We start from the raw sequence: 23,992 nt of genomic DNA on the forward strand, positions 1-23,992 counted from the left end.
AGCGAACAAGATTTGAAGGAATAAAACGAAACCTGAAATTCTTAGATACAGCGGAGATAATAGAAACGTAATTTTTAATTTCAGCTGTTGATTTATCTATATAAGCATCAGAAAAATATTATAAAAGAAATTCTCACACAAAACTTTTATGCTTCGGCAATTGGTTTATGATCACAATCGAGACATAAACATTCCGGGATGAAGAAAAATGTTATAGTAACGGCCATTCTAAACTTTTTTCAGTGAATACGTTCTCCTTTAATTTCCAGCGATTCCATAATTTCTTTTTCCGTTTCCAGCATTTCTTTCCATCGTTCATTTACGACTGGTTCTGGCATATACCTTTTTGCAAGCTCCATAAACAAAGTATAATGTCCCGCCTCTGATTCCATAAACTGCCGGTAAAACTTCCGTAATTCTGGCTCAGATAAGCCTTCAGAGAGTAAGCGAAAACGTTCGCAGCTTCTGGCTTCTATAAGTGCAGATACCAAAAGCTTGTCCATGAGCTGCTGCTCAATAGGGCCACCGCCCCGAATAAGCTTGCGCAACTGATTCACATATTCATCTTTGCGCTGCCTGCCTAATTTTAAGTTTCTTTTCTTTATTTCCGCTAGTACCATCCGGAAATGACCCCACTCCTCAGTGACAATGGGAGAAAGCTTTTCAACCAGTTCTGTATAATCCGGGTAATTCTGAATCAGTGAAATACAGGTAGAAGTTGCCTTCTGCTCACAGTAGGCATGGTCTGTAAGGATATCCGAAAGGGATAATGCTGCAAGATCTGCCCATCGCGGATCGGTTGGTAATTGAAGTCTGAACATAGAATGAAGTTATCGGTTATTTTAAATCAGCAATGACTCAATACCGTGTTTTAAATTTGCTCTGCAATTTACTTTTAATGGCTCCGTTCCCCGTTTCATTATCTTTCCCTGCGTGAAAATTCTTATCATTCGCTTCTCCTCTATTGGTGATATTGTACTCACCACACCGGTAGTTCGCTGTCTGAAAAAACAACTTCCATCTTCAGAAATTCATTATCTCACCAAACCTTCTTACAACAGTATTATAAAAAATAATCCTTACATCAATAAAACACACTACCTGAATGAGCGGTTAAGCGACACTATTACTGAGTTAAGAAATGAAAAGTATGATCTGATAATAGACCTGCATAATAATTTTAGAACCTGGCTCATAAAAATGCAACTGGGTGTAAAATCTATAGCATTTAATAAATTGAATTTTGAAAAATGGATTTATGTAACCTTTAAATGGAATGTGCTTCCGGATATCCATATTGTTGACCGCTACCTGGAGACAGTGCGCTACCTCGGAGTAAAAAATGATGGCGAAGGGCTTGATTATTTTTTGTCGGCGCAAGATGTGGTAAGCTTGGAAAGTTTGCCGCTTACCCACCTGCACGGATTTATTGCAGTGGTAATTGGTGCAAAACACATTACCAAGAGATTGCCTCTTGATAAATTGAAAAACCTTTGCAGGTTACTTGCTTATCCTGTTGTCCTGCTGGGTGGGCCGGAAGATAAGGACCAGGGTGATATTATTGCGGGGGAAGAACCTTTAAAAATATTCAACGGATGTGGGAAGTTTACCCTTAATCAATCTGCCTTTTTAATAAAAACGTCACTCTCTGTGATTACCCATGATACAGGTCTAATGCATATTGCGGCTGCCTTTAGAAAAAAAATCATTTCAATCTGGGGGAATACGGTACCGGAATTTGGAATGTACCCTTATGTAAGAGGAGTAAATAGACCTCTCTCAAAAATGGTGGAAATAGAAAAACTGTATTGCAGGCCCTGTTCTAAAATAGGCTATAAAAGGTGTCCCGAAGGGCATTTCAAATGCATGAATTTAATCGATGAAAGACGCATACCGGAGCTATTAAAAACTTTACAATAATCTGAAATACTAGTAGTTTCCCTCCAGTGATTCAACGATCAATTCCAGATCGCGGTTTTCCTGCGGATCGTAAACATCACGTAAGCTATAACCGAAAAATTGACTCATCTTATTCCAGTAAAATGCAGATATTGGGTTCTTGTATTCTTTTATAAGGTTATAAACACTAATGCCGGTTTGCCTTGCGACCAATTTCGTCAGTATTTGCCCCTGTGAGACGGTGAGGTCTTTTAAGTCTTTTTCATATAAATCATCCAGCTCGGTTTCTTTTTGCTTTATATATCTTTTGCGATCGCGCTTGTGGTCCATAGATTTAATTTCGATGTTTATTTCATTGAAAATTGTACCGGCCCTTTGAGCATAAGGATATACGATCATTACATTTCTCTTTAAATTATTGAAACGGGCTTGTTCAAGCGCATTAGCAAATGTTCTTTTAGATACTACTACCACTTCAGGCAATTGAAAGGTTGGAAAAGTATCGTTGTTCACGATCATGGCAGGCATTAAGGCACTGGTCTGAGCGATCATGTATGCCGGCAAAGTGACTACTAACATTAAAAGAAAAAGCTTCTTCACATTCGTTTGAATAGAAACGTTTTCAAGTAAAAATTATTCCTGCACATACCTTTGCAAAATTATTACACCACTTTAAGATTAACCGCTAACAATAAGTCCTTATTATTAGTTTGGCACTGATGAGTTCAATTGGGACAATCATTGATAACATCCTTGAGGAAATTTAACTTTATTGCAGCATTCATGACTGCAAACAAGATGCAAGAAAAAGAAAAACTAGCTGCCTTTATCAACGAACATTCTCTTTTTCAACCAAAAACTCCCGTGTTACTTGGGGTTAGCGGCGGCATCGATTCTACAACTATGTGTTATCTGTTCCGGGAATGCGGATTTAATTTTGGAATTGCACACATAAATTTTCAATTACGTGGATATGAATCCGATGAAGATGAAAAGTTTGTCACTGAATTAGCTCAACAATTCAGGGTTGCATTTTTTACAGAACGATTTGATACAGCATTATTTGCCAAAGAAAATAAAATCTCCATCCAGATGGCAGCCCGCACATTGCGTTATGGCTGGCTGGAACAAATCAGAAGAACAAATAGCTATCATTTTGTTGCAACGGCACATCATCAGGACGACCGGATTGAAACGGTTTTATTAAATATGTTCAGAGGATCAGGTATCAGGGGATTGCATGGCATGAAGCCAAAACAAGACAAAATTATACGGCCAATGCTTTGCTTTTCACGGGATGAAATAGAAAGCTTTGCAGGCTTAAATCACATACCATTCAGGCAAGACAGGTCGAATTTCGAAACAGAATATTATCGAAATAAAATCAGACATGAAATAATTCCCTCTATTGAAAAACATTATCCATCGTTTAAGAACACTTTTTCTGAGAATATAGAAAAATGGAAAGATGCGGAATGGCTTTATGATCAGATGGTCAGCCAGGTGAAAAAAAAAGTAATGGAAAAGAAGGGTGAGGAAACTTTTATCTCCATTTCAAGGCTGAAGTTATTTCCGGTAATACAAAATGTTCTCTTTGAAATATTAAAGGAATTTGATTTTAATACGGATCAAAGCAGGCAGGTTGCGGCTTCGCTAAACTCAATTTCCGGTAAGATCTTTTATTCCTCTACGCATCGCTTAATAAAAGACAGGAAGCATTTAATTATTTTATTAAAGGATAACGAATTCTCATCTGAAATCCTGATTTTCGAAAGCGACCAGCAGGTGAGCATTTTATCACTTCATATGGTCTTAAAATCGATTGAGAAAAATAACTTTATAATCCCAAAAGAAAATGCAGTTCATTGTTTAGATCAAAACCTTCTGGAGTTTCCGTTGTTGCTGCGCAGGTGGAAAAAAGGGGATTATTTTTATCCATTCGGTATGAAAAAAAAGAAAAAGAAGATCAGCGATTACCTCATCGACAAAAAAATACCGCTTCATCAAAAAGATAAAATTTTTGTAATTGAATCTGGGGGGAAAATTGTTGCAGTTGCCGGTGAGAGGATCGATGAAAGATTCAAAATCACTGACTCAACCGAAAAGATCTTTATAATTAAAACTACTGTTAAGTAATTTCAATAATAATGAAAAGTTAAGGTAATGAAGTTCTACGGTTTATGCTCCTTTGGCATATCAGGATTAGTACCTCTTTTTTGCTATTGATAATATACCGGCTTTAAGACCGTCCATTTCATGATAGGATAATAAAAACGTTCTCCTTTGTAGAAATATCCAAGCACAGCTACGGCATCAGTCTTAAAAGGAAATGGAGCCGTAAGGGTGTCTGTTTTATTATCTGAAGATTGTTCCGATGACCCGTTCACATGATCATTACCGATTAAAAGTAAAGTGTCGTTAACTTCTTTTTTTAAGCTGCTGACAGCAATTCCTTTCTTACCAGCCCATAAGGTGTCAAAGGCATAATTAGAATCCGGATTCAATAAATAAATACGGTAATAGGTTCCATATCCTGATCCTGCAACGCCACCGATCCATTGCTGGGAAGTAATGTTTATAACATTGGGAAATGCGTGCTGATGGCAGGTTTGCGGGCTGCTAATTAAATATATTAGAAGAATTGCTCTGATGGCCATTACCTGTTTTTAATCTTAAATTACACTGACTAATTGGTATTATAAAAATTTAATGCAATATTTTAAAGACAAGTTCCGTGAGCAGTGCACCCTCTTTTGCACCCGTATCATTCACACCCTTGGAACGTAAATCGTAATCGTGAAGCAATGAAAATATTTGCTGAATTTTTATTGCTGAAAAATTTTTTACTGCTGTTTTATATTCTTTAATTACATATGGAGAAAGACGAAGTAAGGATGCAATATCTGCATCGTTTTTAAAGCCTGACTGCTGTAATAAATACACTTTTGAAAAATAGCTGTAAAGCGAACCAAGGGTGAGTGCAAAAGGATTCGCACGGGCGTTAGCACTCAGGTTATATACGATTCTGTTTGCTTTTGTAACGTCCTTTATTGCCAGTGCCTTGTTTAATTCGAAAACATTATACTCTTTACTGATACCAATATTTGTTTCAACATCCTCTGCAGTAATGTCTTTTTTATGAGATACATTGAGCATCAGTTTTTCCAGCTCATTTGAAACCTTAGACAACTCATTGCCTACATATTCAACTACAAGAGCCGCAGCCTCTGGCTGAATGTTATAATTTTTTTCTTTAAGAAATTCATGTATCCACTGCGGCACCTGGTTTTCGAATAACTTTTTAGTGGTCATCAGAACCCCATTATCCCGGATAGCTTTGCCAACCCTGGTGCGTTTGTCAAAGTTTTCATACTTATAACAGATCACCAGGATAGTCGACTTTACCGGTTTCAAAACGTAATTTTCAAGAGCTTCCCATTTCTTCAGTAATTGTGCCTCCTTAACCATCAATACCTGGTAATTTGAAAACATGGGGTAATTTAATGCCCTCTGCCGAATTTCTACCGCCGTTGTGTCCTTTCCGTACAATATGGTCTGGTTAAAAGCCCGCTCGGATTCAGGCAATATATTATTCTCTATATAGTTACTGATAAGATCAATATAATAAGGCTCCTCCCCTTCTAAAAGATAAATGGGGTGAAAAATTTTATTTTTTAAATCAGTGAGGATTGCGGTATGCGTAAGCGTCATATAACCTTCGGTGTAATTATAATACTTACTGCCTAAAAACGTAAATGCTTTACAGTATCCCCTTTATTGATCAGCTGCTTGAGCGAATCGATACCTATTTTTAAGTGTAGCTCTGTGTGATCTTCTGTAACCTTTTTATCACTCTCTTCCGTCTTCACTCCTTCCGGAACCATTGGCTGATCGCTTACCAGGAGCAAGGCACCAGATGGTATCTTATTTTTAAAGGCACTGATAAAAATGGTAGCGGTTTCCATATCTATCGCCATGCAACGCAGTTGTTGCAAATATTCTTTAAACGGCTCGTCATATTCCCATACGCGGCGGTTGGTTGTATAAACGGTTCCCGTCCAGTAATCACGCCGGTAATCCCGGATTGTTGTGCTAATTGCCTTCTGGAGCGCAAACGATGGAAGCGCCGGAACCTCTGCAGGCATATAATCATTAGATGTGCCCTCTCCGCGAATGGCTGCGATAGGTAAAATCAAATCACCAATTTCATTTTTCTTTTTTAAGCCACCGCATTTACCAAGAAATAACAGTGCCTTGGGTTCTATGGCGGAGATCAGATCCGTAACTGTAGCGGCATTTGCGCTTCCCATCCCGAATTTAATAATGGTGATGCCATCGGCAGTAGCATTCATCATATTGCGGTCCCTGCCTTTGATCCCTACTGCATTCCATTCAGCAAAAAGTTCCACGTAGCGAGTGAAATTGACAGCTAAAACATACTTCCCGAAATCTTTAAGTGCCGTGCCGGTATATCGCGGCAACCAATTGTCCACAATTTCCTTTTTTGTTTTCATACCCTCATCTTTGGTCAAAAATAATTTAAAAAGCGAAGAGGATTTTTGATTAATAAAAATTACTGCTGTGATTATTCAATTTCCGGAATATACTTTCAGACTTAAAAAACATGGAGAACACTCCCTTATCTTTGACCGGATACGAAAAAAGTTTGTTGCCCTTACACCCGAAGAATGGGTACGCCAGCACTGGGTCCATTATTTAATTGAAGAAAAAAAATATCCCCGTTCATTGCTTGCAATAGAAATGCATTTAACAGTTAACCGTTTAAAAAAGCGATGTGATATAGTTGTTTATGGAAAAGATGGACTTCCCCAGCTTATAGTGGAATGTAAATCAACCAATGTAAAGATTACACAAAATGTCTTTGATCAAATTGCGAGATACAACCTCACCTTAAGAGTAAAGTACCTTGTAGTTTCAAATGGAAATGAAACGTTTTGCTGCGAGATTAATCACGAAAAAGGATCTTACAAATTTTTGCCGGAATTACCTGATCTCTAGTAACCGTGTCTAATTTGCATCAGGAAGCATCCATAATGGAAGAAATAAAAAAGGTTATTATAGTTGGCGCCTCATCCGGCATTGGAAGAGAACTTGCCATACTATATGCAAGAAAAAATAATAGAATAGGTGTTACAGCGAGGCGAACCTTTTTACTTGAAGAATTGAAACAGCAATTTCCTGACAATATTTTTGTTAAAAGTTTCGATAATACTACCGGCAATATCGAACAAGAGATTCATCAGCTTATTAAAAAAATTGAGGGATGCGATTTATTGATTTTAAGCTCAGGAGAGGGGCAGTTAAACCCGGATCTCAATTATCTTCCTGAAAAGGAAACTATAGCCCTCAATGTTGTTGCCTGGACGCGCATCTGTGTTTTTATTTTCAATTTTTTCAAAACACAGCGATATGGACATTTGGTGTCAATCACCTCAATAGCATCAATTCGGGGAGAAGGGCGCGCACCTGCCTATAATGCATCGAAATCGTTCCAGGCAAACTACCTTGAGGGGTTACGTAAAAATGCTTTGAAATTTAAGCTCTCATAGGGATCACTGATATTCAGCCAGGCTTCGTAAAAACAAACATGGCAAAAGGTGAACACAGGTTTTGGGAAGCTCCGGTAAACAAAGCTGCTTTGCAAATTTTTAATGCCATAGAAAGTAAAAAGGAAAAAGCATACATCACTAAGCGATGGTGGCTGATAGCACAGCTATTAAAAATTTTACCTGCCTGGATATACAATAGAATATAAGGTGTTCTAATCAAATTTTTAACGACTTTTAATAAAATAAAACAGCTCAGAATGGATTTTACCGATCCGGAAATTACCAATGATTCCATTAACCTGATTGAATCTTTAAGTAAACAATATACCCTTGTTCTGTTGAAGAGGACTGTACAAAAAGAAGAAGAAGTTTCCTATTCCCTGATTCAGAAGGAGCATCTTCGCCACCTGCTTGGGCTCAGGGCAAAAGGCATGCTTGCCATACACGGTCCGGTAACTGAAGACGATTTTCTTAAAGAGATGTATATTTTTAATACAGCAGACAAAGAGATTGTGAGAAACATTTTAGAAAATGATCCTGCAATAAAATCAGGGCAACTGGTGTATGAAATTTATTCCTGGTACGGAATACCCGGAGACCACTTGGTGGAGTAGAAATTTTTAATTTGCCGAAGATTCAGTTTCTCAAGAATGTTTTTCTTAGCCTGTGGATATGAAAAATTATCTCGTTGTTTTACAGGTATTATTTTATGTAATTTTTATATCCTGTTCATCACATCACCTTTACCCGGATCCTTTGCCTTCTTCTGATACAATCGCAGCAAAACCAAAGGAACATTTCCCTGCCGATACTTTTATTACTTCGTTAAGCTGCCAAAATAACCCTAATGAATTTTATGCCATTTATCTTCCCCCGAATTATAATGATACCATTAAGCTGCCTGTAATAATTTTTTTTGATCCTCATGGGGGCGGTGAATTTGTAGTTTCAAAATATAAAACCCTGGGAAAGAGTTTTAATGTGGTTCTTATGGGTTCAAACAGTTCCCGTAACGGTATTAATCCGGAACAAACGGATGCCATTGCTTTACATATGGTTGCAGAAGTTATTCACCGTTTTGCAGTTGATCCGCAACAAATAATTTTTGCCGGATTTTCGGGGGGAGCTAAAGTAGCTATGGATAATGCCGCACATAACCCGTCCGTGTCAGCACTTATTTATGGCGGAGCTTTTTCTGATCAGCCACCGCAAAGGATTCCATTGCTCGGATTTGCCGGTACAGGCGATATGAATTATTCTGATCTTATTTCGTTTGATCAGTCTCTTAAAGGCAGCAATCATTTTTTAAAGGAATGGAATGGCAACCATGAGTGGCCTGATAGCCCGGTTTTTAAAGATGCCTTTTACTGGATCAAATTTAATGCAATGCGCAGTCACGCAACCACAATAAATAAAAGTTTGGCAGATCAGTTTATAAGCGAGCATGCAGAAACCATTAACGGAGAGAATGATCTCTTAAAAATTGCCTCCGGTTATAAGGAAATGATCTATTTTTTATCGGGCGTGGAAGATATCTCAATTTATGCAAAACAATTCAGTACCGTTTTACAGGATCCTGATTACGTAAAAATCATTTCAGAAAAAAAACAGTTACTGCTGCAAGAACAATCCATAAAGCAACAATACATGAATGATTTTAATGATAAAGACTTGATGTGGTGGAAAAAAGAATTAGAGCACATGAATGCGATTAGTGATGTTAAGCAAAAACCTGTCTATCAACGATTGCTGGGATTTATTTCTTTAGCTGCAAATAGCTTTTCCATGCGGGCAATCAGAAATAACGATGCAGAAACAGCTGAAAGGATGCTCGGTATCTATCAACTTGCAGATCCAAAGAATCCTGAAGTGCAAATTCTGAAAGCGGATTTTTTTATAATGAAAGGAGATTCCATTGGGGCAATCGGGGCGCTAAAGAAAAGTGTTCAATTGGGATGGAAAGATTCTACCCGTGTTTTATCAGAACCTCTGTTAGTGCCTTTACATAAAAATGTGAAGTTTATGCAGGTAGTTAAGCAAATGAAATAAAGTCTTCTGCCGCATGTCATTTGTATTGTAAATCTTATTTTTTTCTCTTATTGTGATGTCATTGGAGGAAATTTTTCTTATTATATTTTATTCCGGCCTGTTATCATTTCTCATTTTAAGGCTGAAATTTTTTAACAGATTTCATCTTAACCGAACCCTGCTTGTAGCCCTTTTTCTGATACGAGTTCTAACCGGAATTTTTTACGGATGGATTCACATTTATTGTTATAAAGGAGGTGATACGCTTGTTTATTTTAATGATAGCCTCATCGCGGTGAAGGCCTTCTCCGTTGATCCATTGATTTTTTTTAAACTTTTGTTTGGAATAAACCATCGTCCCGCCAATCCATTAATTTTTCCGTATGCGCATGCAATGGAATCCTGGACCGATATGAGCTCCTATTTTATAGTGCGGCTAAATATCCTTCTGGATGTTTTGTCTTTTAACCACTATTATGTGAATGTGCTGATCTATGATTTCTTCACTTTTACCGGGTTATTATATCTGTACCGGTTCTTTGCGGACTTGCTGCCGGATAAGAAGATGTTTTTGCTTTTTGTTATTTTTATTTTTCCCTCTGTAGCATTTTGGTCAGCAGGATTGCATAAAGATGGCATCTCTATGGCTGCAATAGGCCTGATTCTGTTTCACGCTCAAAAATTAACAAAGCAGATTAACTACAGGATACTCTTTGGATTATTGCTGGGTTGTATCTTATTGATGGTTGTCCGGGACTATTTGCTGTTTTTATTAATTCCTGCCGTACTGCTTTTCATTATTTCCAAATCACATATTAAGTTTTCCTTTGTTAAAGCTATGCTAGCATTTTTCTGCTTTTATTTTTTACTCTTTAATCTTAAAATATTTTTTCCCAACCTCGATTTTCTTAAATCAATGGAAAAACAACAGGTGGAATTCCTGCACATCATTCCTAAAGATAAAATCCTTGATTTTGGAATATTAAATGGCAGCTTTTTAAATCTGGTTCATGCATTTCCCATAGCATTAAAGAATTGCTTTTTAATTCCTCCCGTTAATAATATATCATCCGCACTTCAAATTCCATTTGCGCTGGATAACTGGATTCTCCTTTTACTCATCCCTGTATCACTACTTCTTCTTAAGAAAAGGGACCAAATTGATTGGTCCGTCATCTTATTTTGTTTGTTATTTTCTCTCTCGATTTTTTGGCTAGTCGGAAGTATTGTACCCAATCTTGGTGCTCTTGTCAGATATAAAATGCCTGGAATGTGCTTCTTTTTTATTGCACTTATTTCTATAGCTGAGCCTAATAAATTATTTTTTATAAAAAATCCCATTAAAAATCAAAATATCGCTCCTTAACCGCCAAATTTTTTGATTTTATTCCTGAAACAATACTAATTATCGCATTGTGGATAAAAATTTATAAATAATTTACGGAAGCCTGTAATTTTGCAGAAAAATACTTCATGCCTCATATCCGAAACAGGTCTATAGAAAAAATAGCTGCTCCTGATATGGAGAATGGCAAGACTGCCACAAAAAAAATATCTGAAATTTTTGCAGAAAACGTCTTTACAGAACAGGCAATGAAAAGCTATCTGTCAGAAGATGCCTTTCTTGCTGTGATGACAGCTATAAAAACCGGTCAGAAAATTGACCGTAAGATTGCGGATCAGGTTTCATCGGCTATGAAATCTTGGGCAATTTCCAAAGGTGCCACTCACTTTACCCATTGGTTTCAACCGCTTACCGGAGCTACTGCCGAAAAGCATGATTCATTTTTTCAACTGACAGGCCCTAATAAAGGCATAGAAGTTTTCGACGCAAGCACCTTGGTGCAACAGGAACCGGATGCCTCAAGCTTTCCTTCAGGTGGATTGCGTAATACTTTCGAAGCCAGAGGTTACACAGCATGGGACCCATCTTCTCCTGCATTTATAATGGAAATTGGTAATGGCAAAACGCTCTGTATCCCTACCATATTTGTGAGCTACCACGGCGAGGCCCTTGATTTTAAGGCGCCTCTGTTGAAATCGCTCCATGCACTGGAAACCGCTGCACTGGAAGTATGTTATTATTTTGATAAGAATGTGACCCGTGTGGTACCTACCCTGGGTTGGGAACAGGAATATTTTGTGATCGATGAAGAACTGTGTTTAAGCAGACCGGATTTAATGATGAGCGGAAGAACTCTCTTTGGTCACGCACCTGCAAAAGGCCAGCAATTAGAGGATCATTACTTTGGCTCCATTCCTGAACGGGTATATGCTTTTATGCTCGACTACGAAACAGAATGTTTCAAGCTGGGTATTCCTTTAAAAACCCGTCACAATGAAGTGGCTCCTTCGCAGTTTGAAGTAGCACCTTATTTTGAAGAGGTAAATATTGCCGTAGATCACAATCAACTGCTGATGGATGTGATGCAACGTGTTGCAAAACGCCACGGATTACGGGTTCTTTTACATGAAAAACCTTTTTCAGGGATCAACGGAAGCGGAAAGCACTGCAACTGGAGCATGGCTACAGATACCGGTAAAAATTTACTTTCTCCGGGACGCACACCAAAAACAAACCTTCAGTTTCTCACTTTCTTTATTAATGTTATTAAAGCAGTTTCACAGGGCGATGATTTAATTCGTGCAAGCATTGCTACTGCGGCCAATGATTTTCGGCTGGGAGCCAACGAAGCGCCTCCTGCTATTATCAGCGTCTTTATCGGTTCTTATATGACTGAAATTTTAAATGAGGTTGAATCGAAGGTGGAAGCCGGAAAATTTACAGAGGAAGGTGAACAGGCGTTGCGACTGGAAATTCACAATAAGATACCTGCCCTGATGAAAGACAATACAGACCGTAACCGTACCTCTCCTTTTGCATTCACTGGAAATAAATTTGAAGTCCGGGCTGTGGGCGCTTCTCAAAATACTTCTGCAACTATGACGGTATTAAATACCATCGTTGCTGATCAGCTTAGGATATTTAAAAATGACGTTGATGTATTAATTAATAAAGGCAAGAACCGCGAAGTTGCAATTATGGAAGTGCTTAAAAGGTACATTACCGAATCGAAACACATTTTGTTTGAAGGAAATAATTATAGTAAAGAATGGGAAGAAGAAGCTGCAAAACGCGGATTGAATAATATTAAAAATACTCCACGTGCACTGGACTTGATGGTTGAAAAGGAAGCCATTGATTTATTTGAGAGGAATGAAATTTTTACCAGCGAAGAGATCCATGCGCGGTATGAAATTGAGCTTGAAAAATATATTAAGATCGTTCAGATAGAAGGCCGGATGATCGGGGAAATCGCCTTAAACCAGATTATTCCAGCAGCTATCCAATATCAAAATGAATTAGTGAGAAACATACAGGGAATGAAAGATATTGGTTTGGATAAGCAATTTGCAGCTTCTCAAATTGACCTCGTTAAAGAAATCAGTCACCACATTAATGTTATAAAAGAAAAGGTGGAGACAATGACGGAAGCTCGTAAAACAGCAAATATGATTGACGACATACGTGAAAAATCTATTTCATATTGCGATTTGGTTAAACCACTTTTTGAGGATATCCGCTACCAGGTTGATAAATTAGAATTGATTGTGGATGACCGGCTGTGGCCATTGCCAAAATACCGTGAGCTTCTGTTTTTGAAATAGAAACAACTTAATAATTTATTAAGCCGTCTTTACCATGAGGCGGCTTTATTTCAGTTGTGCCTTGATATCCCGATTGTCAGGCAAGCTGTTGAAGCGTTATTTTTCTTTATCCCTAAACAACCGTACTTTTGCCCTCTCATTTTTATATCAAAAAATCTTAATGCATACATTTTCTGACCTCGGGCTTTCGCAGCCGCTATTGGAGGCGATAGAAGCCCTTGGTTTTTCAGAGCCGACTCCAATCCAGGAAAAAACGATTCCGGTATTACTTCAAAACACCCGTGACCTTATTGCTCTTGCTCAAACAGGAACCGGCAAGACAGCTGCATTTGGCTTGCCTTTGATTCAACTCGTTGACACTACTTCTCAACATACTCAGGCGCTGATACTGTCTCCCACCCGTGAGTTGTGCATGCAGATTACGAGTGATCTGAAAAGTTATTCCAGGAATATTCCATCATTAAAAGTGGTGGCAGTGTACGGTGGCGCCGGAATCCAGGAACAAATATTTGCCATCCGCAAGGGTGCGCAAATTGTGGTGGCAACACCAGGACGTTTGATAGATCTTATCGGAAGAAATGCTGTAGATCTTAAAAAGATTAACTACATCATCCTGGATGAATCTGATGAAATGCTGAATATGGGATTCCAGGAAGATCTCGATGAAATACTGAAGTCTACACCTAAAGAAAAGCATACCTGGCTCTTTTCAGCAACCATGCCAGGAGAAATCCGCCGTATTTCAAAAAAGTATATGAGCAATCCTGCCGAGGTTACGGTAGGAGAAGCGAACCTGGCAAACGAAAATATCGAGCATCAGTATTTTGTGGTCCACGAAAAAGAAAAATACCTGGCACTGAAACGTATAGTTGATTTCACACCGGATATATTCGGAATTATCTTCTGCCGCACTAAAATTGAAACGCAGAAAATTGCCGAAGATCTTATTAAAGATGGTTATGATGCCGATTCTCTCCATGGTGATTTAAAGCAATCGCAGCGTGATAAGGTGATGCGCTCTTTTAAAAACCGCTCACTGCAGTTATTAGTGGCAACCGACGTAGCTGCGAGAGGTATAGATGTAGATAATGTAACGCATATTATCCATCTTCATTTACCGGACGATATGGATTTCTATACACACCGGAGCGGCCGTACCGCGCGTGCAGGCAAGTCAGGGATCTCCATGGTTTTAGTTTCAAACAGTGAAGTTGGAAAAATTAAGCAGCTGGAGCGAAAACTTCAAACAACCTTTGCCAAACAGAAAATTCCTGCAGGCATAGAGGTGTGTGAAAAACAGCTGCTGGCACTAATTCATAAAGTTCATGAAATAAAGATCAGTGAGAAAGAGATCGCACCATTCGTGCCTGCCATGATGGAGGAATTTGCTGATCTAAGTAAAGAAGATGTGATAAAGAGGTTTGCCTCTATAGAATTTAACCGCTTCGCAGATTATTATCGCGGAGCAAGAGATCTGAACATTCCGGAACGAAGAGAATATGCACAGGGAAACGTACCTGCAAGCTTCCAGAATGGAAAGCAGCGGCTCTTCGTGAACCTGGGGAAAATGGATGAGCTAAATGAAGACCAACTGGTAACTATGGTTAAAAATTATTCGCACCTGAAGCCGAAAGAAATAATGGATGTGAAGTTGAAAGGTGCTTATTCCTTTTTTTGTGTAGAATCGAATCATGTGGATTCTGTTCTTCATGGTTTTAAGGGTGCAGCTTATCGCGGCCGCAGGGTGCGGGTTGAGGTTCAGAATGAAGATGAGCAAAGGCCTAAAAGAACCTTTCAGAAGAAAGAATTTTCCGGAGAGCGTAAATCTTTCCGTACCGAAGGAAAATATCATTCAGGAAAAAAAAGATATTAATCTCGGGCACAGCTTAAAAATTTTACCTGGCTTTCTTACTGCAGTGCATTGAAATGCTGTCTATAAATCCCTTATTTCCCGCAATGATAATTAGTTTATCGTCGTGCTTGCAAGGCTTCCCTATATACTTTTAATGCCCGCTCTCTCGCAAAGGCGTGATCGATCATCGGCAGCGGATAACTTAACTGATCGAATTCCGGTACCCATTTTCTGATGTATTTAAAACCGGCATCAAACTTTTTTACCTGCTGTGTTGGATTGAAGATCCTGAAAAACGGTGCTGCATCTGCACCGGTTCCTGCTGCCCACTGCCAGCCTCCATTATTAGATGCCAGCTCATAATCCAGAAGTTTTTTTGCGAAATAAGATTCTCCCCATCTCCAGTCTATCAGCAGGTCTTTTGTGAGAAAACTTGCTACTACCATGCGCACCCGGTTATGCATAAACCCGGTACTGTTTAATTCCCGCATTCCTGCATCTACCATGGGATAACCGGTATTTCCTACACACCCGGAAATGGTCCTCATCATTTATCCATTTTATTCCCTGATATTCTTTTTTGAATTCCTGATCCACCACATGAGGAAAATGGTAAAGAATCATCTGGTAAAATTCACGCCAGATCAGCTCATTTACATACTGTTCACTTAGCTGCATTGCAATACTCACCAGATCTCTTATGCTTATCGTTCCGAACCGAAGGTGCACGCTCATGCGTGTGGTTCCATTCTCAGCGGGAAAATCACGTTTCGTAAAATACTGTACGATCTGGTCCTTATTGAAAGTACTGGAGGGAGCTTTTAAATCTGTTTTATCAAAGCCAATCCTCTCCAGGGATGGAATAGGAAATTGCGTTATCTTTAAAAAATTCGTATAGTATTTTTTTGTAGGAAAAGAAGAATAATGAGATGGCTCTAAACGCTTCTTCCATTCACGGCTGTAAGGAGTGAAAACAACATATGGTGTGCTGTTGTTTTTCATCACTTCGCTCTTTTCAAAAATCACCTGGTCTTTAAATGTATGGAATGTAATATTCTTTGAAATGAGAAAATTTTGTACTTCAGAATCCCTTTGTTTTGCATATGGCTCATAGTCATGATTCGTGAACACTTTCTTAACTGAAAACTCAGATATTACCTCTTTCCATATATCAATGGGTTTTCCATATTTAATTAACAAAGAGCTTTTAAGATCGTGTAACTGTTCGTGAAGTTTGGAAATTGCAATATGGATGAAATCAACGCGCCTGTCATTCTTATCTTCTAATCTATCAAGTATGTCAGAATCAAAAATAAACATCGTTAAAACAGGAAGTCCGGATTTTAATGCATGAAATAAGCCGGTATTGTCATCCAGTCTTAAATCACGCCGGAACCAGAAAACAGAAATATCATTCATGGATTTAACTAAATATGTCTGTTTAATAACAACCGGCGATTAAAACGGTTTACCGTGCGTGAATTTTATAATCAAGCTTAACAGCGATGGGAATTTATTTAACAGGCCAATAGCAGGATTTGTAAGAGCAGGTTTAACCAGCACCGGCTGCAGTAATCTCCCTGTTTTTAATCTGCCGGCAAATAGCAGTTTCCAGCGCGAAAGGTATTCCTGCTCCATCTCAGCTCTGGAAATATTCCCGGCAAGAAAATTTTCGATAATAATAAAGCTCATTTCTGCACTATGCAAAGCCATGCTCATTCCGTTTCCGCAAAGCGGCGCAATCATTCCAGCAGCATCACCCATCATCAATACATGGTTCTCTACTGCCCGCTTTTTTCCTAAATTAATTTGAGAAATAGTGACCGGCTCTTTGAATAAAAAATGCTCACGGTTTGAAAAGTAAATTTTTAAAAATGGGTTTATTGATAAAATATTTTCTTCCATCCTTCTTATATCTCCGTCACATTGTTTAAGGTTTTCCGACCTGGTGAGGTAGCAAAGGCAATGGTTTCCGTTATCTACTTTTGAAATACCACAATAGCCACCATTAAAATTGTGAAGCTCAATCCGGTTATCCGGAACGTCTGCTTTTACATGGTACTTCACTCCTACCCAATTCACTTTTTCCGGGTTAACTTTCCTGTTCAGCTCTTTATCAAGATTAGATCGCTTTCCAAATGCGCCAATCACCAGCCGTGCTGAGAAAAATTTTTTATTAACGCGCACATTAAATTCCTCTCCATTCATTTCTATTGCTTCTGCTTTACATTCTTCCATTATATGTACACCGCATCTTTTTGCAATAGCTGCCATGGTATTATCAAGAGTGTACCTGCTGATTCCAAAACCGCCAGCACCTAAGTCCTGTTCAACCGTTTTGCCATGTACAGAAGAAATGCATAAAGTCCTTATCTGGGGCAATTTCATGGAAGATAACGGCACGCCGATCCGCTGCAGGTAATCCCACGATTCCATTGAGATGTATTCTCCGCAGACCCGATGGAAGGGATACTTATTTTTTTCAAGAAGCAGGACTTTTCTGCCTACAACAGCTAACTGAATAGCAGATGATAGTCCCGCCAGCCCTCCTCCAATAACTATTACGTCGAATGTATTTTCATCCATTACTAATTTTTAAAAACCAGTAAATAACGGAAAGCCCACATCCATTTAACAGATTCAGGTTGAACGTCTGCCTTCAGAGCCAATTCATGCCAGTCTTTTTTTTTAAAACTCCTTAAAACAGAGAGGGGAGCATCATGGCGAACCAGGTACGATTGAGAAAATAATTGAGTCAGTAATTTAATACTGTAATATGCCAATGGATTGCGTTCCAGGTCATTGATGATAAATCCTTTTCTGCAGCATTTCTTCAACAATTGCAGCAACTCTATAATTTTTTCATTCGGAAAATGATGGAAAAACAATGTGCTCGTGCAAACGTCACAGCTGTTTTCATTTTTTAAATGGTCAAAAGCATCTGCCTGTAAAAATTCAATTTCAGGAAAGCCGATGCAATTCTTTCGCGCGTATGCAATTGCAGCGGAGCTGAGATCAATGCCCTTCAGCCTAAAATCCATTTTTTTTCTTCTGCCAAAAATCGCAATCTCTTTCAGCATATCACCGCCTCCGCAACCGATATCAAGAACAGATAACTTGTTTTGCTGATCCGATAATTGAGCTAATCCATCCAAAGTTATACGGTAGCCCCCGAGCCGATTATTCACTATGTGCAGTTCACGATAGTTTCGGAATAAATCATCGGCTGGAATATCCCTGCTATCCATAAGCTCAGATTCCTTATTACGATGAGTAAAAATACTCATGCAATTACCGGCTGCAGCATTGCCGTTTCAATTGTGAGCCCCGGGCCGAAACCTGCGGCAAAAATGTAATCATTGTCTCTCCATTTCTTTTGTGCCTGCCAGATCATTTTTAACACAAATAAGATGGTTGGTGATGACATATTTCCAAAGTTGCGAAGCACATTATAGGAATGAATGAATTCTTCTTTCTCAATATTAACGGATCGCTGTATTGCCTCAAGAATCTTCCTGCCCCCGGGGTGAAAGGCCCAGTGCTTAACGGCTGATTTTTTCAAGGATAGTTTATTCAATGCCTGTTTTACCAATTGAGCGGCATTATCTTCAATCAGCTTCGGGACTAAAGCATCGAGCCCCATCAGGAATCCTTTTTCATCCGGTTGCCACGTCATGAATTCCGAACCTTCATGAATTACTTCTGCATGGAATCCTGAAAATCCAAGCGCAGGCTGATCTGTATTTTTCAATTTCTTTCCCGACGTAATTAGTGCTGCGGCGGCACCATCGGCAAACAATGAGTTTACCACCAGGTTTTCCATATCTGTACCCGGTTGAAAATGCAGAGAACACAACTCTGCCAGAACAATTAATACTATTGCATCGTCATTCGATTTACAAATAGCATCTGCCATTTTCATTGCGTGAAACCCGGCATAGCATCCCATGAAATTAACGCTGGTGCGATTGATATCTTTCGGTAATGACAGGTGTTGCATGAGCTGTATATCGAGGCCGGGCGCCGACATACCGGTACAGCTTACCGTAATCAGGTGCGTAATTTCAGACAGCTTCTTCCTGTTTTTATTTTTTATATTTTTCATACAATCTGCAACAGCAGCAGCAGACAATTCCAGTGCACCCTGGTTATAAATTCCAAGACGGTTGCTTAGCAATGGATTGTTTTCTTTGGAGGAAAAAAGAACGGGCAAATGGCCGTTTTGATGGAAGTCGGGAAGAACAGAATGGCGGTAATCAATTCCGCTTTTATCGTAGATGTAGGAAACTTTACGCGCAATATCTTTTTCATACTGGAAATACCGAACCATAAAATCAGCTATTGTTCTCTGCTGATAGCGATGTTTAGGCACTGCTGTCCCAATAGCTGCAATCGCACTTCCTGTACGATAGCGATTCGGTTTTTTCATTAGGGTGATAAATGTATTGTAAATACGCTTCTTTACAGAGTTAAGTTTAATAGTGGCGATAAATATACCTCAATCTGAAAAGGATTAAACGTTTACTCTTTGAATATCAGTAAAACAAATAAAAGGTGCTTATGTTTGAAAGCTTCGAAGATCGTTGATTTTAAAATTGAGACCGATTGCAGTGAGACAATACCTGAAAGTCACATACTGATGGAAACCATCTTTGAAGAAGACAGTAAAATATTTGCTTCTATTTGTAATGGTCCAGAATGTTATATCCTGAAAAATACACCTCCTGCTCTTTTTGCTGAATGCCATTAAAGAAGTGTACGAAGGCGGCACACCCATGACGCTCATCGTGACCAGGGTCTTGCAGATGTTTTTAAGCAACGGGCTCTTCGAAATAGAGGAAGGCAATGATCTGAATAATCGTGAAAAGGAAATTCATAGATACCTAACCGAAGGGATGAATTACGGGATTGCAAACACATGTTATATAAGTGTGGAAACTTTTAGCGGCCACATTAAAAATATTTGTAAAAAACTCCAGGTACATTTAAAGTCCCAGGCGGTAATCAAAGTGATAAAGAATAAGATCGTTTAAGTGGATCGCAAAAATTACTATACCGTTAATAAAAAACCAAGGCACCCGTTATGAGTTATCGCAAAAAAAAGCTAAATCTATCATCAGACTTATGGAAAATATTTATAGATTTCTTTTCTGTTCATAGCCCGACTTAGTAATATTTGATCACTATCTATCATGAATCCAATTCTAAAATCGCCCATACGGATACGATAAGCATTTTTATGTCCTTTTAATTTTTTTAATCCTGCGATTTTTTTTATTGAAGGCGACAATTGAAGCTTCAATTATTATAGCGAGCTTTTGCCTTTGACCCGTATTCAATTCCTTAAACATGTCTTTTAAAAATTGCTTTGTTGTAATTACGTGCATAGTGCCTTTATTTGAATACTCAAAAGTACTATGTCATTTATTCATTAAACGACTACAATTATATTTTTGATATACACAAGTAATCATGCAATGGCTACCTTAAGATAAAGCCATAAAAAAATTCAAAATATAAAGAGAAGAAAAAGCAAGCGGCTAGCTCCGAAGTTTCTTTAAAAATTCCCCGGTAGGTATGGTATCACTATAATCTGTTTCCTGCATAAGCCTTCCAAGAACCAGATTTTCCTTATCGTGAGTAGAAAGAGTTCTGCTTTTCATTTTATGTTCCTTTAAAAAGGCTTCAAGAGATTTTAATTCTTTTTTAGTATTAGCCTGAATAATTATTGTTTCCATAAATTAAGAGATAAACAAAATTATACAAAGAATTTAATTATCCATTCAGCATTAATGAAATCGCCCTAACCGGATTCCCCCAAATATAAAACCGGGTCACTTTTTAAGCAACCCGGTCTGTATCAAAATTATTACGAATCAATCCGCCTTATCGAAGTCTGCCTTTGTCTCTCTTGCAATTTCTTTCATCTTATCTGCTTTTAATCGGGCATTAATTTTTGAAAGATAATCGCTCAGGATCTTTTGATAAGTCTTTTCTGTGTTGTCCATCTTTTGCTGAAGCGTTCCCACCTGGTCGAGGACAGAATTATTAGGCCTGCCATCAAAAAAGATCACGCTGCCATAAGCATTTGCCAGCTGGTCACGCAGCCTTGCATTTTGATCTATTATCAGTCCCGGCTTCATATATACCACTGACTCATGCAAGGTATCGAGCGCATGGGAAAAACTCTGCAAGGTAGCTTTCAGCTTGTCTTTTGCAGGGAGGCTATCAGCAATACTTTTTGCTCTGGCGCTCATCGAGGTAATACCATCTACCGTATATGCAAAGCTGTTCAGCATGTCATAGAGCTGCATCATGGTTTTTTTTCTTGAAGCACGATCCTCTGCTGTGTAAGGAGATTTCGCATCCCGTATTACAGTGATAGAGGTCATCACCGTATCCTTATTTTTTATGATTCGCACCGGGTAAGTTCCCTCGCCAAGATCAGGGCCCTGTGCGGCACCGAATGCTCCGAGCGGCGCCGGAGGAACTTTAGGCAATTTCCTGTTCAGGTTCAGCTTCACGACGTTAATGCCTTTACGTTTTCCGGCGGAATTGTCTGAGATCACTGCACCCTTATCATCGAGCACCTGGATTTTAAAATCTCCTACGAGGTGCCGTGCACTTAAATAATATGCAATGATCGGCGACTGATCGGGATTGGCGCCAGCATACCCTTCATCACCAAGATAACCGATATCAAATCCCTGAACCGGAATGGTATAAGGCGGCGTTTTCAAAACTTTAATCTTTGCCTGCATTACATCGGGATTTAATTGCCTCAGCAAATCAATCTGGTATCCATCGATGATCATCAATGCCCTGCCATGTGTTGCAAGGATTAAGTCTTTATCGCGGGGATGAATGATCATATCACGGATTGCCACGTTTGGAATATTATTCGTTAGCTGGCTCCATTGCTGACCACCATCTATGGAAACAAATAATCCGAATTCAGTCCCGATAAATAATAAGTTCGGATTCACCACATCTTCTCTCACCGTAAAGGCATAGCCTTTTACAGAATCGTTAGATATTTTAGTCCATGACTGCCCGTAATCTGTAGTCTTATAGACATAGGGCTTCATATCGCCGAAGCTGTGGTTATCAATTGCTGCATATGCCGTTCCCTTATTATAATGACTCGCTTCAATAGTGGATACCCATCCTTCTTTCGGTACACCCTGCGCAATGGCCTTGCTTACGACATTTGTCCAGGTTTTTCCGGCATTTGTCGTAACCTGGATGTTGCCATCATCTGTTCCCACCCAAATAACATTGCTGTCAATCGGCGATTCTGCAATTGTGTAAATGGAATTGTGGTTTTCTGCGGATGAATTATCTGCAGTAATGCCGCCACTGCTTTCCTGCTGCTGCTCTTTAGGATTGTTTGTGGAAAGATCCGGTGAAAGTTTTTTCCAGGTTTCACCTTTATCATAAGATACAAACAGGTACTGGCCGCCCAAATAAAGCTTGTGTATGTTATTAGGACTCGTGGAAATGGCAGCATTCCAGTTAAAGCGGTACTTCTGCTCATTTGCCGAAGCGTAGGGTTTTATCTGCTTGAAGGTTTTGTTGGATCTATCAAAACGCGATATTTCGCCACCCTGCGATTCGGCATAAACGATCTTGCTATCCGACCGGTCAGGCATGGTCCAGAAGCCATCGCCACCACCCACCGGCGACCAATATTTCTCGGATATTCCTCCTGTATTAGTCTGCGAAGGACCATACCATGAAAAGTTATCCTGCAAGCCGCCATATACATTATAAGGTGTCTCCATGTCGTACATCACGTGGTAAAACTGGCCCACAGGAACTGAATGGCAAAAACGGGCCGAGCGCCCGCGGTCGAAAGAAAGCCAGCATCCGCCATCAGTCACGAAGACCAGGTTCTGATTATTTTTTGCATCGATCCAAAGGTCGTGGAAGTCACCATGTGCGCCACCGCCAACGGTTGAAAAAGAGTTTCCGCCATCTTTGCTTACCACCATGTTCAATCCCATCCGGTAAATAACATTGGTGTCAACCGGGTCAGGAACGAGACGTGCAAAATAAAAAGGGCGCTCAATAATGGCTTGCGTGGTTCCTAACCGCTTCCAGCTTTCGCCATGGTCGCTGCTTCTAAACATAGCGCTCTTGCTATACTCTATTGTTGCATATACCACTTTAGGATTAGCAGGTGAAACCGCTATGGCGCAGCGCCCCAGTGTTTCATTTGGAATACCGTTCGATAATTTTTTCCAATTCTTTCCACCATCGGTGCTTTTATATAATCCGCTTCCCGGCCCGCCGGATGCAAAGCTGTATGGTGTACGGCGGAATTGCCACATCGCAGCATAGACGATATCGGGGTTGGAAGGATCGATATCCAGATCCGCGCAACCTGTCTTCACATCGGTATATAATATTTTACTCCATGATTTTCCGCCATCGTTAGTCTTATAGACGCCCCTGTTCGCATCGTCATTCCAAAGATGACCCGGTACGGCTACATATATCACATTGGGATTGCGTGGATCTATGCGGATCTTGCTGATTCTTTCCGTACTATCCAGTCCCATCTTCTTCCAGTTAGTTCCACCATCGTAGGTAACATATATTCCCGTACCTACACTAACGCTGTTGCGCGTCCACGATTCGCCGCTTCCCGCCCAGACAGTATCCGGATGTTTCTGATCTATGGCAATGGCGCCGATCGATTGCGTGTATTTATCAAACAGCGGTTTGAAAGTAACTCCGTAGTTGAGTGATTTCCAGACACCGCCACCTGCGGAGCCAATGTAAATGGTGTTGGTCTTACTGTTTACAACATCAATGCACGTCATGCGACCGCTCATAACAGCAGGGCCGATCTGGCGCGCCTTGATGTCGCCGAAAATTTTTGGATCAATAGATTGTCCAAAAGTGATTTTTACTGCCACCAATAAAAAGGCAGCAAGAACGATTTTTTTCATCCTTAGTGTTTTTGATT

At 39.4% G+C, this 23,992-nt stretch carries 19 protein-coding genes and 2 pseudogenes; 10 read left to right on the plus strand and 11 right to left on the minus strand.

Going from position 1 to position 23,992, the window contains the following annotated elements:
- Positions 1-239: 239 nt before the first annotated feature.
- The gene (locus H0W62_11735; GenBank protein ID MBA3649201.1) at positions 240-821 is read right to left on the minus strand and encodes a tRNA-(ms[2]io[6]A)-hydroxylase; all 582 of its coding nucleotides are present in this window, start codon (positions 819-821) and stop codon (positions 240-242) included.
- A 112-nt stretch (positions 822-933) separates the two neighbouring features.
- Between H0W62_11735 and H0W62_11740 the strand changes: the two genes are divergently transcribed.
- On the plus strand, positions 934-1,920 hold the full coding sequence (locus H0W62_11740) for a glycosyltransferase family 9 protein (GenBank protein MBA3649202.1): 987 nt from the start codon (positions 934-936) through the stop codon (positions 1,918-1,920).
- 9 nt (positions 1,921-1,929) lie between these two features.
- Here the strand turns inward: H0W62_11740 and H0W62_11745 are convergent, their stop codons facing one another.
- Positions 1,930-2,499 carry a DUF4294 domain-containing protein gene (locus H0W62_11745; GenBank protein ID MBA3649203.1) on the minus strand — a complete coding sequence of 190 codons (570 nt, stop codon included), beginning with the start codon at positions 2,497-2,499 and terminating at the stop codon, positions 1,930-1,932.
- A 183-nt stretch (positions 2,500-2,682) separates the two neighbouring features.
- Between H0W62_11745 and tilS the strand changes: the two genes are divergently transcribed.
- Positions 2,683-4,035, plus strand: a complete 1,353-nt coding sequence (tilS, locus tag H0W62_11750; protein ID MBA3649204.1) for a tRNA lysidine(34) synthetase TilS — start codon at positions 2,683-2,685, stop codon at positions 4,033-4,035.
- 83 nt (positions 4,036-4,118) lie between these two features.
- Here the strand turns inward: tilS and H0W62_11755 are convergent, their stop codons facing one another.
- The 3 genes from H0W62_11755 to H0W62_11765 are packed head-to-tail and all read right to left on the minus strand — an operon-like array spanning position 4,119 to position 6,413.
- Entirely contained in the window at positions 4,119-4,556 is a 438-nt protein-coding gene (locus tag H0W62_11755; GenBank protein ID MBA3649205.1) for a hypothetical protein, read from the minus strand.
- A 49-nt stretch (positions 4,557-4,605) separates the two neighbouring features.
- On the minus strand, positions 4,606-5,610 hold the full coding sequence (holA, locus tag H0W62_11760) for a DNA polymerase III subunit delta (protein ID MBA3649206.1): 1,005 nt from the start codon (positions 5,608-5,610) through the stop codon (positions 4,606-4,608).
- Positions 5,611-5,642: 32 nt separating this feature from the next.
- Positions 5,643-6,413 carry an AMP nucleosidase gene (locus H0W62_11765; protein MBA3649207.1) on the minus strand — a complete coding sequence of 257 codons (771 nt, stop codon included), beginning with the start codon at positions 6,411-6,413 and terminating at the stop codon, positions 5,643-5,645.
- Between the two features lie 67 nt (positions 6,414-6,480).
- Between H0W62_11765 and H0W62_11770 the strand changes: the two genes are divergently transcribed.
- From H0W62_11770 to H0W62_11800, 7 genes and pseudogenes are all read left to right on the plus strand, one after another.
- Positions 6,481-6,918: a type I restriction enzyme HsdR N-terminal domain-containing protein gene (locus H0W62_11770; protein ID MBA3649208.1), complete on the plus strand. Its 438-nt coding sequence runs from the start codon at positions 6,481-6,483 to the stop codon at positions 6,916-6,918.
- A 44-nt stretch (positions 6,919-6,962) separates the two neighbouring features.
- A pseudogene (locus H0W62_11775) lies at positions 6,963-7,675 on the plus strand (SDR family NAD(P)-dependent oxidoreductase).
- A 51-nt stretch (positions 7,676-7,726) separates the two neighbouring features.
- Positions 7,727-8,083 carry a hypothetical protein gene (locus H0W62_11780; GenBank protein ID MBA3649209.1) on the plus strand — a complete coding sequence of 119 codons (357 nt, stop codon included), beginning with the start codon at positions 7,727-7,729 and terminating at the stop codon, positions 8,081-8,083.
- Positions 8,084-8,141: 58 nt separating this feature from the next.
- Complete coding sequence (locus H0W62_11785) at positions 8,142-9,518, plus strand: hypothetical protein (protein ID MBA3649210.1); 1,377 nt, start codon at positions 8,142-8,144, stop codon at positions 9,516-9,518.
- 55 nt (positions 9,519-9,573) lie between these two features.
- The gene (locus H0W62_11790) at positions 9,574-10,863 is read left to right on the plus strand and encodes a hypothetical protein (GenBank protein ID MBA3649211.1); all 1,290 of its coding nucleotides are present in this window, start codon (positions 9,574-9,576) and stop codon (positions 10,861-10,863) included.
- Positions 10,864-10,970: 107 nt separating this feature from the next.
- Complete coding sequence (locus H0W62_11795) at positions 10,971-13,166, plus strand: glutamine synthetase III (GenBank protein MBA3649212.1); 2,196 nt, start codon at positions 10,971-10,973, stop codon at positions 13,164-13,166.
- 160 nt (positions 13,167-13,326) lie between these two features.
- On the plus strand, positions 13,327-15,039 hold the full coding sequence (locus tag H0W62_11800) for a DEAD/DEAH box helicase (protein ID MBA3649213.1): 1,713 nt from the start codon (positions 13,327-13,329) through the stop codon (positions 15,037-15,039).
- Between the two features lie 95 nt (positions 15,040-15,134).
- Here H0W62_11800 and H0W62_11805 read toward each other — a convergent pair.
- The 4 genes and pseudogenes from H0W62_11805 to H0W62_11820 form a co-directional block, all read right to left on the minus strand.
- Positions 15,135-16,437: pseudogene (locus H0W62_11805) on the minus strand (deoxyribodipyrimidine photo-lyase).
- A gap of 39 nt (positions 16,438-16,476) precedes the next feature.
- Positions 16,477-17,604, minus strand: coding sequence for an NAD(P)/FAD-dependent oxidoreductase (locus H0W62_11810; GenBank protein MBA3649214.1), 1,128 nt, complete (start codon positions 17,602-17,604; stop codon positions 16,477-16,479).
- Positions 17,605-17,606: 2 nt separating this feature from the next.
- Positions 17,607-18,266 (minus strand): methyltransferase domain-containing protein, encoded by a 660-nt coding sequence (locus tag H0W62_11815; protein ID MBA3649215.1) that lies wholly within the window; start codon positions 18,264-18,266, stop codon positions 17,607-17,609.
- A 35-nt stretch (positions 18,267-18,301) separates the two neighbouring features.
- Positions 18,302-19,447, minus strand: coding sequence for a type III polyketide synthase (locus H0W62_11820; protein ID MBA3649216.1), 1,146 nt, complete (start codon positions 19,445-19,447; stop codon positions 18,302-18,304).
- A 304-nt stretch (positions 19,448-19,751) separates the two neighbouring features.
- On the opposite strand from H0W62_11820, the gene H0W62_11825 reads away from it, so the two are divergent.
- Positions 19,752-20,051, plus strand: a complete 300-nt coding sequence (locus tag H0W62_11825) for a response regulator transcription factor (protein MBA3649217.1) — start codon at positions 19,752-19,754, stop codon at positions 20,049-20,051.
- Between the two features lie 507 nt (positions 20,052-20,558).
- On the opposite strand, the gene H0W62_11830 is transcribed toward H0W62_11825, so the two are convergent.
- Entirely contained in the window at positions 20,559-20,756 is a 198-nt protein-coding gene (locus H0W62_11830) for a hypothetical protein (protein ID MBA3649218.1), read from the minus strand.
- Between the two features lie 138 nt (positions 20,757-20,894).
- Positions 20,895-23,975 carry a glycosyl hydrolase gene (locus H0W62_11835; protein ID MBA3649219.1) on the minus strand — a complete coding sequence of 1,027 codons (3,081 nt, stop codon included), beginning with the start codon at positions 23,973-23,975 and terminating at the stop codon, positions 20,895-20,897.
- Positions 23,976-23,992 lie beyond the last annotated feature (17 nt).

It is taken from the genome of Chitinophagales bacterium (assembly GCA_013816805.1).
GTDB lineage: Bacteria > Bacteroidota > Bacteroidia > Chitinophagales > UBA10324 > MGR-bin340.